The following is a 13,239-nucleotide window of genomic DNA, read 5'->3' on the forward strand; positions in this document are numbered from 1 at the left end:
AAGGGGTCGGTTAAGTAAGGCGAAAGCGTCGGGGGAACGTCCCCTCCGCAGGCCGGAGCCTTTCGCCTGACGCAATGTAACAGGACATTGCGGGATGTGTGGGGCGCTTAAGGTTTGGCTTCGGTTTCAGTCTCGACGGTTCAACGCGTTCAGGCCAGACGCTTTCAATCTCGAAGCTTTCGGGTTCGAAGCCTTCAGACCTGAAGCGCTCAGGCAAGCCGTCTGAAGCCCCGAAGCGTTCAGGTTCAACCTGTTGTCAGGCGCGAAGGCTCCCTGCTCCGGCGCGAACCGACGGGGCCCAGCTCGCAGACGCAAACTTCAGCGGCTTGGCCTGCGATCAAGGAGAGCGGTGCACGGCGGCTGTGGCCGGCAGACACGAGGGTTTCAGTGCCTGGCAGGCGATCGAAACGCCACCCCAGCACTGGGCCCGGGCAGCACAGCGGAGGCTGCACCCCAAAACAGACGCGGGGTGGGGGTCATGAATCGACCACATAGCGACCGCGCCACAGGCAGCGGGCTTAAGGTTTTCTTTGTATTCCCGGCCACCCGCACCCCATGGTTCTGATTTGCTGGGACCTGCACGGAAACCGTTGCACCGAAACGGTTCCTGTCCACCAAGCCCGCCACCGCCGCCTGCAGCTCGAGCAGCAGGGCGCCGTCGTCTATTGGAGCGAGCGGCTGGCCAACGGCTAGTCCGATTGCTAGGAGTGCATCGACCTGACCGCGCTTCCAGCGATGTCGTTGCCTGCACCATCAAGACTCACCCTCACGGTGCTCGCACTCGGGGTCAGTGCCGCCGGCCTCACTGGCTGTTTCAAAACAGCGGACCAGACGCCTGAACGGCTGGATCGGGTCGAACTCAGGCTCCAGCAGCTGGAGCAGCGGCTGGCTGCTCCCTCCCGCCCCAACCCTGCCGACCCCGCAGGCAAACCGCCTGCCGGCGTCGTCAAGTCGCTCACCTTCCGTATGGGTAGCCAGGACGACCGGCTCAGGATTTACTGGGCAGATGGATCCAGCTCCGACCTTCCCTGCACCAAGGAGCAAGGCACCTGGGTCTGCGGTTGATCTCCGGCGCCCCTGCCGCTCTTTTCCCCTGATGCGACTCTCCCCCGTTCTCCTGGGCGCCAGCCTGCTGCTGTCGGCCTCCGCCGTGATCGGCCAAACCACCGATCCCTACAACACCTTCCCCTTCACCCGCCAGCGGGCCACCAACCTGGCCCGCATGCAGGCCGAGAAACTCAATGGCGGGCTCAGCGTTTACCGCCCTGACGCCTGCATGTACAACCGTGCCGCCGGCAACTGCCTGATAAAGGCCGATGCCGAGGGTTACACCTTCCGTTTTCTGGGAGGCCCTCCTGGCTGGCAGGTGCTCGGCCTGCCGCCGAACACCGAAACCGAGCTGAGGATTTCGGCCGATGGCCGCCAGGTTCTTGGCGTGGTCTACAACGGCGTTCCCCGGCCCACCCCCGCCCCCCAGGCAGCTCCGCTGAATCAGGCCAGCCCCGATGGTGGCCAGGCCCCTCGCTGAGCGCCTCACCCTTCAACGGGCACAAGCGAGATCCCGGGCCAGCTGCTGGAGGGCTTCCCCCCACTCCTGGCTGCTGGGCCACCGCTCCCGCCTGGTGAGGCTCAGAGCGATGCCCTTCTCGCCGTAGGCCGCTTCGTTGATGAACACCGGCCAGGTGCAATCTCCTGCTGCCATGGCAGTGCCGATCATGCCGGCCGCTTCCGCCTCGAACGGCACGGTGGCCCCATCGGCGCCTTGAAACAGGGGATCGCCGAGCTGCAAGGGCTGCCAATCGCGGTGCTGACGACTGGGATGCAGGCAGCAGGCCGGACGGCCATCCGGATGGCGTGGCAGATCGAGGCTGCAAAGGTGGCGGTGGACGGTGAGAGCCACCGGCAGCCGTAGCGACCCGGCGCGTGCCGCTGCCAGGGTGGCCAGCGCCGCCTCCACGGCCAGGGCCGTCTGGTGGCAGATGGTGGCGGTGATCACCCCCTGCGGCACCGGACCCACCTCGATCACCACACCGCAGGGCCAACGCTCCACCAGAAAGCCGCTCTGGGCGGGGTCGCCCTCGTGCAGGTAGATCGGCAGCCCCAGCTGCGCCTGAATGCCGGCGGCCAGGGCCAGGTCGGTGGGGCGGCGCCCGTAGAGCACCAGGGAGCTGCCCATCGCCGCCGTGGTGCTGTGCAGATCGAGAACCACCCCGCAGGGATTGGCGCCTGTGGGCCCGAAATCGGCGAGCAGCTGGCGCGCCCGCAGCAGCTCCAGGGAGCTGCGCTCGGAATCCGCCAGAGCCTCCAGGCCAAAGGAACGATTGAGATCGTGATCGAGGTACCGCACCCCTGCCGCCAGAGCCGCGGGATTGCCCACCGCCAGCTCCACCGCCAGCCCGGCGCGGTCGAGGTGGGCGGGGTGGCGGCCCCAGTGCTCCAGCAGCCAGGGGGCATTGCGTTCGTTGCCGTGGGTTCCGCCCACCACCAGCACCTTGTCTGCGGCCATTTGCGCCCGTCCCTGCGAACACCTGCGCCACAGGCTGGCAGGGGATCCCGGCCAGGCCAGAGTCGGAGCACTCGCCCGTAGTGGAAATGGCCGTTCCTCCGCCCGTGGTGGCCTGCGTTCGCGCGGCCTGGCGCTGGCAATGGCAACAGCTGATGGGTGGATTGGGCCCCGCCGACGCCGAGGGCAACTACTGCCGTCCCGCCGGGGCCTTCGCCGTGCTGCCGCCCCTGCCGGCCACAGCCGGCACCAGCGCGGGCCATGTGCTGATCGTGGGCCGCAGCTGCCCATGGGCCCATCGCGCCTGGCTGGTATGGACCCTGCGCCAGTTGCAATCGACGATTGATCTGGTGGTTGTGGAACCGGACCCCGGCGCCGGCCGCTGGCAGTTCTCAGCGCCCTTCGAAGGGGCCCAGGCTCTGGCCGACCTCTACAGCAGCTGCGGAGCTCCAGCGACCGCGCCGGCTTCGGTGCCGGTGCTCTACGACCGCGCCGAGCGCCGCATCGTGGTGAATGAGAGCGCGCGGCTGATCGAGCTGCTCAACCGCTGGCCGGCACCCGAGGGGGTGCCCGATCTTGAACCTGCCGATCAGAGCGAGCGCCGCGATGCCTGGCGCCAGCGCCTGCAGGGAGACGTCAATGACGGCGTGTACCGCTGCGGCTTCGCCCGCAACCAGGCGGCTTACAACCGCGCCGAGTCAGCCCTGTTCGAGGCCCTCGAGGCCGCCGAGGCGGAGCTGCAGGCCGCTGGGCCCTGGCTGTGCGGCACCGCCCCCAGCCTCGCCGACGTGGTGCTGTTCCCCACCTTGATTCGCCTGGAACTGGTCTATGCCCCCCTGTTCGGCTGCAGCCGCCGGCCGCTCTGGCAATTCCCCGCCCTATGGGGCTGGCGGAGCCGCTTCCATGCGATCGAAGGAGTCGCCAAGACCTGCTTCCCCATGGCATGGCGGCAGGATTACTTCGGTGCTCTGTTTCCACTGCACCCCTCCGGGATCATTCCGGCCGGCCCCGACCTGACCACACTGGTGAAGGCTTCTCCCCTCGAGATGATGCGATGAACGCCCGATCGATCGATCCCAGCGCCAGCACCGATCCGGTGTTCGAGGGTGTCTACGGACTGTTCACGATCACGGCCGAGGACCGGCGTGAGGTGCTCGGCTATCGCCTCGCTCTGCTGGCGCTCGCGATCGCGGAGCTGGCCCTGCTGTGGCAGTGGCAACGCTTCGGCGGGGTCTGGTCGTGGCCGTGGCTGGTCGTGATGGCGGCAGGGCTGGGGCTGGCGCTGCAGTGGATTCACATCTACCTGCGGCCTCTGCACCGGGCGCTGCAGCTGTTCTGGCTGCTGGGCTGCGCCGGTGGTGTGGGACTGGCGCTGCGGGTGGGCCCCGACGCCATGCTCGACACGCTGGCGGCCGATCCCCGCTGGATCTGGGCGATCGGCCCCTTCTTCGCCGCCCAGGCCGGCATCGGCTTCAAGGAGTTCTTCTGCTTTCAGCGGCCGGAGGCGATCGGCGTGACCCTCGTGCTGCCCGTGGCCCTGCTGGGCCGGCTCAGCGGGCTGCTGGATCCCCGCCAGACGTTCGGGTTGCTGCTGCTGCAGGCGGCCCTGTTGCTGGTGCTGTGCCTGCGAAAATTCCCGATGGCGGCGCAGGCTGATGTGGGTGACAAAAGCGTGTTCGCCCATCTCGAGGCCCAGGCGCAGGGCGTCAGCCGATGAGCCTGATCAGCCTGGTGGGGGTCGCCAAGGACTTCGGCATCAAGACCCTCTTCCGCGACCTCACCCTGCACGTGGGCGAGCGCGATCGGCTCGGGCTGATCGGCCCGAACGGCGCTGGCAAATCGACCCTGCTCAAGGTGCTCGCCGGGGTGGAGCCGGCGGGGGAAGGGGAACGCCGCTGCTCGCCCCGCCTGAACGTGGTGCTGGTCGACCAGGACCCCACGCTCGACCCCCAGCGCACCGTGCTGGAGCAGGTGTTCGCCGGCAGTGGCGAGAAGACGGAGCTGCTGCGGCGCTTCACCGCGGTGAGTGAGGCGCTGGCCGGGTCGTCCGGGGCCAGGCACGACGCCCTGCTGGCGGAGCTGGGCGATCTGCAGAGCCGCATGGACCACTGCCAGGCCTGGGATCTGGAGCAGCAGTGCCGCGAGGTGCTCGACCGGCTCGGCATCCGCGACACCCAGCGCAAGGTGGGGGAGCTCTCCGGTGGCTTCCGCAAGCGCCTGGCCCTGGCCTCCGCACTGGTGGCTGAGCCGGACGTGCTGCTGCTGGATGAACCCACCAACCACCTGGATGCCGACTGCATCGAATGGCTGCAGAACCACCTGGACCGCTTCCGCGGCGCCCTGGTGCTGGTCACCCACGACCGCTACGTGCTCGACCGGGTCACCCGCCGCATCGTGGAGGTGGACCGGGGCGAAGCCCGCACCTATGAGGGCAACTACGCCAGCTACCTGCAGATCAAGGCGGGTGAGGAGGCCGCCGAAGCAGCCAGTGCCGCCAAGTTCAAGGGAGTGCTGAGGCGCGAACTGGAATGGCTGCAACGCGGACCGCAGGCCCGCAGCACCAAGCAGAAGGCCCGCATCCAGCGGATCGAGGCGATGCGGGAGGCGCCGGTGCGCGCCGGCAAGGACCAGCTCAGCCTGGCCACCACCAGTCGGCGGCTGGGCAAGCGGGCGATCACGGCGGAGCATCTCAGCGTGTGGGCGCCGCAGGGCCCGGCCGGGGCAGAGGCGGCCACCACGCCCACCACCCCGAGCGGCACGCCGTTGCTGCGCGACTTCAGCTACGACTTCAGCCCGGAAGACCGGGTGGGCATCATCGGCCCGAACGGCTCCGGCAAGTCCACCCTCCTCGACCTGATCGCCGGGCGGCGCCAGGCCCAGCAGGGCCGCCTGGAGCTGGGCAGCACCGTGCAGCTGGCCTACTTCGACCAGCAGACCGACGATCTGTTCGCCGGCAAGGGCATGGAGCGCAAGGTGATCGATTTTGTGCAGGAGGCAGCCAGCCGGATCGATCTGGGCGGTGTGCAGGTGAGTGCGTCCCAGCTGCTGGAGCGCTTCCTGTTTCCCCCCGCCCAGCAGCACAGCCCGATCGGCAAGCTCTCCGGGGGCGAGCGGCGGCGGCTCTGCCTGTGCCGGCTGCTGATTCAGGCGCCCAACGTGCTGCTGCTCGACGAACCCACCAACGACCTGGACGTGCACACGCTCACGGTGCTGGAAGACTTCCTCGAGGATTTCCGCGGCTGCGTTGTGGTGGTGTCCCACGACCGCTACTTTCTCGATCGCACCGTGGACCGGCTGTTCTGCTTCGAGGGCGGGGTGCTGCGGCGCTTCGAGGGCAACTACAGCGCCTACTTGGCCCAGTCCGCCCAGGCCGCCGCCAAACCCTCACCGGCGCCCACTGCAGCGCCGCCCACGCCTGAAGCGTCCGCCCCGCCGGCCAGGGGAACGGGCGAACGCACCGAGAGGCCCCGGCGCCGCAGCTACCGGGAAAGCCGCGAGCTGGCGGATCTGGAGCAGCAGTTGCCGGGCTGGGAGGAGCGCCGCAGCCGGCTCGAAGCAGAGCTGGCCGGCGGCGGGCAGGGCGACTACGCCCGGCTGGAGAGCCTCACCCAGGAACTGGCCGCCCTGGTGGAACGCATCCATGCCGGCGAGGAGCGATGGCTGGAACTGAGTGATCTGCCGGCCTGAGACCAGGGCAAAACCACCCGCTGGCACAGGGATCTACCCCATGTTGGCGGGGGGTTGATGAGCTGGAGCCCACACGGCCCGGCGAAGCTGGCGCACGACCCGTAGGGTGGACTGGAAAAATTCGGTTGCCGCAGGTCGGCCGTCTTATGACTTCCATCGACGAGCACATCCTCAAGGACCAGATCGAAATCGAAACCGCCAAGGCCACGGGCAACGAGGCCAAGGTGCGTCACCTTGAGGAAGAGCTCAAGTCTTTGCAGGAATACAAGACCCATCACCCCGAGGACAATCACGATCCCAATTCGCTCGAGGTCTACTGCGACCTGAACCCTGAAGCCCCCGAGTGCCGCGTCTACGACGACTGAGCCACCAGGGCCTGTTCGCTGCGGTCGAGTTCCTTCCAGACCGCTTCCAGCAATCGATCGAGCCCCTGACGCGTTGCCCCGGAGATGGCCAGCACCTCCCGGGGCCACCGCTCCTTCAGCGCGTTTGAAGCCCCTGCCAGGGCATCTTCATCCAGCAGTTCCACTTTGTTAATGGCCAGCAGCCGGGGGCGATCGGCTAGCCCATGGCCGTAGGCCACCAGCTCCGCTTCCACCACCGCCAGGTCGTGGGCCACATCCGAGCTGGAGCCATCCACGAGGTGCACCAGCAGTCGGGTGCGCTCAATGTGGCGGAGAAAGTCGTGGCCCAGCCCCGCGCCCTGGGCGGCGCCGGCGATCAGACCGGGGATGTCGGCGAACACCGTGCCATCCCCACTGGGTTTGCGCACCACACCGAGATTCGGGATCAAGGTGGTGAAGGGGTAATCGGCGATCTTCGGCTTGGCGGCCGACAGCACACTGATGAGGGTGCTCTTACCGGCATTCGGCAGGCCGATGATGCCGACCTCAGCCAGCAGCTTGAGTTCGAGCTGCAGTTGCCGCTCTTCCCCGTCCTTGCCTTCGGTGAACTTCTCGGGGGCCCGGTTGCGATTGCTCAGGTAGTGGGCGTTGCCCAGCCCGCCGCGGCCTCCAGCCGCCACCCGCAAGCGATCCCCTGGCTCGATCAGATCGCCGAGCAGGGCTTCGGTGTCAGGGTCGCGCACCTCGGTGCCGCAGGGCACCCGCACCACGAGATCCTCCCCGCCGGCGCCGGAGCAGCGGTTCGGGCCGCCGCGGCGGCCTTCCGGGGCGGCAAACAGCCGCTTGTATTTGAAATCCAGCAGGGTCTGCAGGTTGGCATCGGCCTGCAGCCATACGGCCCCACCATGGCCGCCATCACCGCCGGAAGGACCACCGGCCGGCACATATTTTTCCCGACGAAACGCGACGATGCCGTCGCCGCCCCGGCCGCCCTGGACCGCTATGCGGGCTTGATCGATGAACTGCAAGGAATCCCTTAACGAAGGCCGAACCTGAGGCCAACCCTAGGATCGGCCGGTCAGAGGCTCCGTCTTGGCAGAGGTTCGCTTCCAGCAGGTCAGCAAAACATTTCCACCACGGCGGGGCAGCCAGCCTGTGGAGGTGCTTCGCCAGCTCGACCTCGACGTGCCCGATGGTGAATTCCTGGTGCTGGTGGGTCCCTCCGGCTGCGGCAAGAGCACTCTGTTGCGCATCCTGGCGGGCCTGGAAACCCCCACCGATGGTGAAGTGCTGGTGGGCGGGAGGCCCGTGAGTGGCCTGCGCCCGGCCCAGCGGGACGTGGCGATGGTGTTTCAGAGCTACGCGCTCTACCCGCACCTGAGCGTGGCCGACAACATCGGCTTCGGGCTGCGGCGCAGCCGTCCCCGCAGCGTGGCCCAGCAGCTGCAGGACAGCCTGCATCGCTGCAGCCGCGGGCTGCCCGCCCCCCTGCGCCTGCCCTCGAAGCGTGAGCAGCGCATCGAGGCACGCATCGCCGGGGTGGCCGAGGAGCTGGGCCTCACGCCCCTGCTCGACCGGCGTCCCAAGGAGTTGTCCGGCGGCCAGAAGCAGCGGGTGGCCCTGGGGCGGGCGATCGCACGGGAGCCCGCCGTCTTCCTGATGGATGAGCCGCTCAGCAACCTCGACGCCAAGTTGCGCACGGGCACCCGCGCCCAGATCGTGGCGCTTCAGAAGCGGCTGGGCACCACCACGCTCTACGTGACACACGACCAGGTGGAGGCGATGACGATGGGGCATCGCATCGCCGTGCTCAACCAAGGCCGGCTGCAGCAGCTGGGCACGCCGATGGAGCTCTACACCTGGCCTTCGAATCTGTTCGTGGCCCAGTTCATCGGCAGCCCACCGATGAATCTGCTGCCGGTGCAGGCCGCAGGTGGCGATCAGATTCAGCTCGATGCCCGTCGCTTCCTGGTGGAAGGCCCGATGGCCGCCGCCCTGGCCTCCCATGCCGCCCGTGGAGTTTCCACGCCCCTTACAGGCGGGCTCCGGCCGGAGCATCTGAAGCTGGCACCGGCCACCAACCGGAATCTGCCGGGCGACGTCACCCATGTGGAGGCGCTCGGCAATGAACTGCTGATCAGCGCCCGGCTGCTGGAGGGCGGCCATCTGGTGCAGCTGCGGGCCGACCCCTCCCAGCGGGTGGTGCCGGGGCAGCGGATCCACATCGACGTGGACCCCAGCGGCTGGCGGCTGTTCGATGCCGCCGGGGAGGCACTGGCACTGCCACCGACCACCACCGCCGGCCCCGAGCGCACGGGGCCGGAACCTCAACTGCCCGTGCTCGATCTCTGAGCCCAGCAGGGCGGAGGTGCATAAGGGGAAGACCACCTCGTTAACGGGTCAGCCACTTCAAGAGTGAAATGCCCCCGGGTCGTTCCCACCCTGCACACTCTCAGCCCCGGTCTGGCACTCACCATCACCGGTGTTGTAATGATCTGAGGCTTCATGCCACCCAGACCACACTGCAGCCTGGGCCGCCGTCACCCTGCTCCGCATCGCTCACCCGCTCCACGTAGGGCACGGTGTCCAGCCACTGGCGCAGGCCACGCTTGAGCTTGCCGCTGCCGATGCCGTGGATCACCCACACCGGCCCTTCCGCCGCGCGCAGCCGTTCCTCCACGGCTGCCTCCGCTTCGTGCACCCGCAGGCCGCGCACGTCCACGGTGTTGCGTTCGGTGCGCACCTGGGCGCTGCCGCCGCTGCGGCCGGGCTGGCGGCGCACCTGCACCACAGGCGGCTCCGGTGGCGCCGGCTTCTCGCCACTGAGGGATTCCACCCCGTCGAGCGGCACGGTGAGCCGCAGCACGCCGCAGCGCACCGTGAGCTCCTGGCCGTCGGTGGCAATCTCCAGCACTTCCGCCGCCTTGCCGAGCGAGAGCACGCGAATCCGCTCCCCCAAAGAGGGCCGCCAGCCGCGGTGCTGGCGGCGTTCCGGCTGAGGCTGATGCTCCTGCTGCAGGCGCTTGAGCCGTTGGCCCGCCTGACGCGCCTCCTCCCCATCGGTGTCGCCCTGGCGAAGACGGCGGATGATGCGGCGCACTTCCCGCTGGCCATCGCGGATCGAGTGTTCCAGCTGGCGGCGCCGCTGCTCCTGCAGTTCCGCAGACTGCTCCTGTTGGTGCTGCCAACGCTGCAGCAGTTCCTCGTGAAGCAGTTCAGTGCGCACCAGCAGCACAGCCGCCTCTTCGGCAGCCTCCTGCTGGCGGCGCCGCTGATCCTCCAGGCCACGGATCACCTGGTTCAGCTCCCCTTCCCCCTTCGGCGCCAGCAGGGCGGTGGCGCCCGCGATCACGGCCGGCTCCAGGCCGAGGCGGCTGGCAATGGCCAGGGCGTTGCTGCGGCCCGGAATGCCCCACTGCAGTTGATACGTGGGCGAGAGGGTTTCGACGTCAAAGCCCACCGAGGCATTCTCGAAGCGGGCATCCTCGTACTTGAGCGCCTTCAGCTCACCGAAGTGGGTGGTGGCAATGGTGAGGCGGGCGCGGCCGGCGAGATGGCGCAGCAGGGCGATGGCCAGCGAGGTGCCCTCGGTGGGGTCGGTGCCGGCGCCAACCTCATCGAGCAGCACCAGGGAGGCGCCGCCAGGCGTTGCCGGCGGTGGCAGCGCTTCGAGGATGCGCGCGATGCGGCGCACGTGGCCGCTGAAGGTGGAGAGGTTCTGCTGCAGCGACTGCTCATCGCCGATGTCGGCCAGGACAGAGCCGCACCAGGGCAGTCGCGGCGTACCGCGGCAAGGCAGGAACAAGCCGGCGCGCGCCATCAGGGCCGCCAACCCCACACTTTTGAGCGTGACCGTCTTGCCGCCGGTGTTCGGGCCGGTGATCGCCACCACCCGCAGGTCGCTGCCCACGGTGACCGTGACCGGCACCACCGCCCTGCCGCCCTCGCGCCGCTCCTGCCAGAGCAGCAGCGGATGGCAGAGATCCACGAGCTGGAAGGGGGCCTCGGGAGCGGCGGACAGCTCGGGGCGCACGCCGCCGAGGTCCTGGCCGTAGCGAGCGCGGGCCACGGCCCCATCCAGCTGCACCAACACCGTCTGCAGGGTGTGGAGGGCGTCAGCGTCCGCCGCCACCAGGCTGCTGAGCTCTGCCAGCACCTGCAGCTCAAGCTCGCGCTCCTGACCTTCCAGCTCCCGCAGCCGGTTGCCCAGGGTGATCACTGCCTGGGGCTCGATGAACACGGTGTTGCCGGAGGCCGAACTGTCGTGCACCAGGCCGCTGAGCTGGGAGGCCGCTCCGGCCTTCACCGCCAGCACCGGCCGTCCGTTGCGTTCGGCGATCACGTTGTCCTGCAGCAGGGGCGCACAACGCCGCATCAGCTCCTGCAGCCGCTCACGCCGCTGCTGGCGCAGAGCCGAGAGCTGCAGCCGCAGCGCGGCCAGCGCCGGGCTGGCGCGGTCGGCCACACGCCCGCCGTCCTCGATACAGAAGCGCAGACGCTGCTCCAGCTCCGGCAGGGTGCGCAGGTTCTGCACCAGGCCACTGGTGACGGGCCGCAGGTCCTCGTCCTCGATCTGGCGGCGCAGGCGGCGGCCGGCCGCCAGTGTGGTGGCCACCTCCAGCAGGGCCTCACCGGAGGCGGTGCCCCCCTTGCTGCAGTGCTGGAGGGTGCCACCGAGATCGGCGACGCCCTGAAAGCTCAGCCCCCCCTCCAGCACGCCATCGAGGCCCAGCAACTCCGTGGTTTCACAGAGCAGGCGCTCGCTCTCGGCGCAGCTGGCGGCGGGCAGCATGGAGCGGCAGTGGCGGGCACCGGCGCGCGTGCTGGCGAAGCTGGCCAGGTGCTCCGCCAGGCGAGGCCACTCCAGCAGGTCAAGGGCTTCCGCCTCGATCGGGTTCAAGCCAGCCCCTGCACCTGTCCGGCTAGGGCAGCGGCTCCGGTGGCTCCGGCGCCGGCCATGGCGGCTGAGGAGACATCAGGCAGAGCCGCAGCGATCGGCTCCTCGCCCTGGTTGGAGGGGATGCCTTCGGGAGGCTCGTAGAGCATCTCCAGCCAGTTTCCTTCCGAATCCTGGAGGTAAAAGGAAGCGGTGCCGTCGCGGTGATCATGCAGCGGGCCCACCGGATGGCCAGCGGCGCGCAGCTCGCCGTGAACAACATCCACCTCGGCGCGCTCGCTGAAGTGAAAGGCGAAGTGGGGCCCGGCGGCGGTGTAGGCCGGGCTCAGCAGGGCCACCCCGTCACCGCCGTCGGGGGCCTGCAGATAGGACCAATCGTCGGCTTCCCAGGTGAGGCGCAGGCCGAGGGCCTGATAAAACGCCTTGGCGCGGGCCATGTCCTGCACCCGCAGGGCCACGTGGCCCAGTCTTCGCACCGGCATCGACAGTGTCCTGGTCTTGAGTCCATTCTGAGCCGCCGCAGGCCCCGCGGTGAGGCGGAGCTCAGCGCCGGTCGGCCAGCAGCAGCGACACCCGGCAGACGCAGCCGATCGAGAAGCAGATGGCGGCGCTGCCCAGCAGGCCCCAGCCGGAGGCCTGAAGGTTGAAATCCTCAAGGGCGAGCAGGCGCAGGGCGAGCAGCACGAGCAACAGAGCCACCAGCCAGGGGGCCAGCACCCACACCATCAATGGGGAGGGGCGCCGCCGGGCCTGACGAGTGGGGCGAGGTGCCGCCGGCTCGGAGGAGGTCACCGTTCGCTCAGCCATCGGGCCGCATCGCAGGCGTGGTAGGTGAGGATCAGATCGGCACCGGCGCGCTTGAAACAGAGCAGCGTTTCGAGCACCACGGCGCGCTCGTCGATCCAGCCGCGCTGGGCAGCTGCCTTCACCATGGCGTACTCACCACTCACGTTGTAAGCCGCAATCGGCAGTTCCGATTCCTCGCGCAGGCGATGGATGATGTCGAGATAAGCCAGGCCAGGCTTGACCATCAGGATGTCAGCCCCTTCCTGCTCATCCAGCAAGGCTTCGGTGAGCGCCTCGCGGCCGTTGCCCGGATCCATCTGATACGTGGACTTGTCTTTGGGGATCGGCTTGTTCCCCACCGGACGCGGGGCGGAATCGAGTGCCTCCCGGAAGGGGCCGTAGTAAGCGGAGGCGTACTTAGCGGTGTAGCTGATGATGCCGATGTGCTCAAAGCCTTCTTCATCGAGCGCCTCCCGGATCGCTCCCACCCGGCCATCCATCATGTCGCTGGGGCCGAGCAGATCGGCGCCGGCGCGGGCCTGAGCCACCGCCTGACGGCACAGCTGGGCCACGGTTTCATCGTTCAGCACCACACCTTCGCTGTTGACGATGCCGTCATGGCCATCGCAGGAATAGGGATCAAGAGCGACGTCGGTCATGATCGCCATGGCCGGGTGTTCCTGTTTCAGGCGGCGAATGGCACGAGGAATCAGCCCGCCCTCGTTGAAGCATTCAGCGCCATCTTCCGTTTTGAGGCCATCGGCCACCTTGGGGAAGAGCACCACGCAGCGGATGCCCAGATCCCAGGCGCGGCCCACTTCTTCCACGAGCCCTTCCAGGCTCCAGCGCTGGCAGCCGGGCATGGCCTCAATCGGCTCATTGCTGGCCCCTTCGTGCACGAACAGGGGGTAGATGAAATCGGCGGGGTCGAGGTGAAACTCGCGCACCATCGCTCGAAGAGCCGGGGTGCGGCGCAACCGACGGGGTCGATAGGTGAGTTCCATACGGGCAGACCTGCTGGC

14 protein-coding genes are annotated in these 13,239 nt (G+C 68.5%); 8 read left to right on the plus strand and 6 right to left on the minus strand.

Annotation, left to right across the window (positions count from 1 at the left end; translation table 11 throughout):
* The first annotated feature begins 555 nt into the window (after positions 1-555).
* Genes KBY86_RS06500 through KBY86_RS06510 form a run of 3 tightly spaced genes read left to right on the plus strand, consistent with a single transcriptional unit; the run spans position 556 to position 1,528 of the window.
* Entirely contained in the window at positions 556-693 is a 138-nt protein-coding gene (locus KBY86_RS06500; protein WP_198948278.1) for a hypothetical protein, read from the plus strand.
* Positions 694-735: 42 nt separating this feature from the next.
* Positions 736-1,065, plus strand: coding sequence for a hypothetical protein (locus KBY86_RS06505; RefSeq protein ID WP_094512780.1), 330 nt, complete (start codon positions 736-738; stop codon positions 1,063-1,065).
* A 31-nt stretch (positions 1,066-1,096) separates the two neighbouring features.
* Positions 1,097-1,528: a hypothetical protein gene (locus KBY86_RS06510; RefSeq protein ID WP_094512779.1), complete on the plus strand. Its 432-nt coding sequence runs from the start codon at positions 1,097-1,099 to the stop codon at positions 1,526-1,528.
* A 12-nt stretch (positions 1,529-1,540) separates the two neighbouring features.
* Here the strand turns inward: KBY86_RS06510 and KBY86_RS06515 are convergent, their stop codons facing one another.
* Positions 1,541-2,506, minus strand: a complete 966-nt coding sequence (locus KBY86_RS06515) for an aspartoacylase (protein WP_255101138.1) — start codon at positions 2,504-2,506, stop codon at positions 1,541-1,543.
* Positions 2,507-2,592: 86 nt separating this feature from the next.
* On the opposite strand from KBY86_RS06515, the gene KBY86_RS06520 reads away from it, so the two are divergent.
* From KBY86_RS06520 to KBY86_RS06535, 4 genes are all read left to right on the plus strand, one after another.
* Positions 2,593-3,561 carry a glutathione S-transferase C-terminal domain-containing protein gene (locus tag KBY86_RS06520; RefSeq protein ID WP_094512826.1) on the plus strand — a complete coding sequence of 323 codons (969 nt, stop codon included), beginning with the start codon at positions 2,593-2,595 and terminating at the stop codon, positions 3,559-3,561.
* Positions 3,558-4,220, plus strand: a complete 663-nt coding sequence (locus KBY86_RS06525; protein WP_255140621.1) for a DUF2301 domain-containing membrane protein — start codon at positions 3,558-3,560, stop codon at positions 4,218-4,220. The genes KBY86_RS06520 and KBY86_RS06525 overlap by 4 nt, the downstream gene beginning before the upstream one ends.
* Positions 4,217-6,190 carry an ABC-F family ATP-binding cassette domain-containing protein gene (locus tag KBY86_RS06530; protein ID WP_255101136.1) on the plus strand — a complete coding sequence of 658 codons (1,974 nt, stop codon included), beginning with the start codon at positions 4,217-4,219 and terminating at the stop codon, positions 6,188-6,190. Before KBY86_RS06525 ends, KBY86_RS06530 begins: the two co-directional genes overlap by 4 nt.
* Positions 6,191-6,336: 146 nt before the next feature.
* Positions 6,337-6,555 (plus strand): Calvin cycle protein CP12, encoded by a 219-nt coding sequence (locus KBY86_RS06535; RefSeq protein WP_094512775.1) that lies wholly within the window; start codon positions 6,337-6,339, stop codon positions 6,553-6,555.
* On the opposite strand, the gene cgtA is transcribed toward KBY86_RS06535, so the two are convergent.
* Complete coding sequence (gene cgtA, locus KBY86_RS06540; protein ID WP_255140622.1) at positions 6,543-7,562, minus strand: Obg family GTPase CgtA; 1,020 nt, start codon at positions 7,560-7,562, stop codon at positions 6,543-6,545. The two genes, KBY86_RS06535 and cgtA, sit on opposite strands and share 13 nt — an antisense overlap.
* Before the next feature lie 64 nt (positions 7,563-7,626).
* Between cgtA and KBY86_RS06545 the strand changes: the two genes are divergently transcribed.
* The gene (locus KBY86_RS06545; RefSeq protein ID WP_094512773.1) at positions 7,627-8,886 is read left to right on the plus strand and encodes an ABC transporter ATP-binding protein; all 1,260 of its coding nucleotides are present in this window, start codon (positions 7,627-7,629) and stop codon (positions 8,884-8,886) included.
* 151 nt (positions 8,887-9,037) lie between these two features.
* Here KBY86_RS06545 and KBY86_RS06550 read toward each other — a convergent pair whose 3' ends face one another.
* The 4 genes from KBY86_RS06550 to hemB form a co-directional block, all read right to left on the minus strand.
* A complete protein-coding gene (locus tag KBY86_RS06550; RefSeq protein WP_255140623.1) occupies positions 9,038-11,434 on the minus strand; it encodes an endonuclease MutS2 in 2,397 nt (798 codons plus the stop codon).
* Positions 11,431-11,913 carry a VOC family protein gene (locus tag KBY86_RS06555; protein WP_255140624.1) on the minus strand — a complete coding sequence of 161 codons (483 nt, stop codon included), beginning with the start codon at positions 11,911-11,913 and terminating at the stop codon, positions 11,431-11,433. The genes KBY86_RS06550 and KBY86_RS06555 overlap by 4 nt, the downstream gene beginning before the upstream one ends.
* 61 nt (positions 11,914-11,974) lie before the next feature.
* A complete protein-coding gene (locus KBY86_RS06560; protein ID WP_255140625.1) occupies positions 11,975-12,238 on the minus strand; it encodes a hypothetical protein in 264 nt (87 codons plus the stop codon).
* On the minus strand, positions 12,220-13,221 hold the full coding sequence (gene hemB, locus KBY86_RS06565; protein WP_094512769.1) for a porphobilinogen synthase: 1,002 nt from the start codon (positions 13,219-13,221) through the stop codon (positions 12,220-12,222). The genes KBY86_RS06560 and hemB overlap by 19 nt, the downstream gene beginning before the upstream one ends.
* Positions 13,222-13,239 lie beyond the last annotated feature (18 nt).

This window comes from Synechococcus sp. Lug-A, assembly GCF_024345655.1.
Classification (GTDB): domain Bacteria; phylum Cyanobacteriota; class Cyanobacteriia; order PCC-6307; family Cyanobiaceae; genus MW101C3.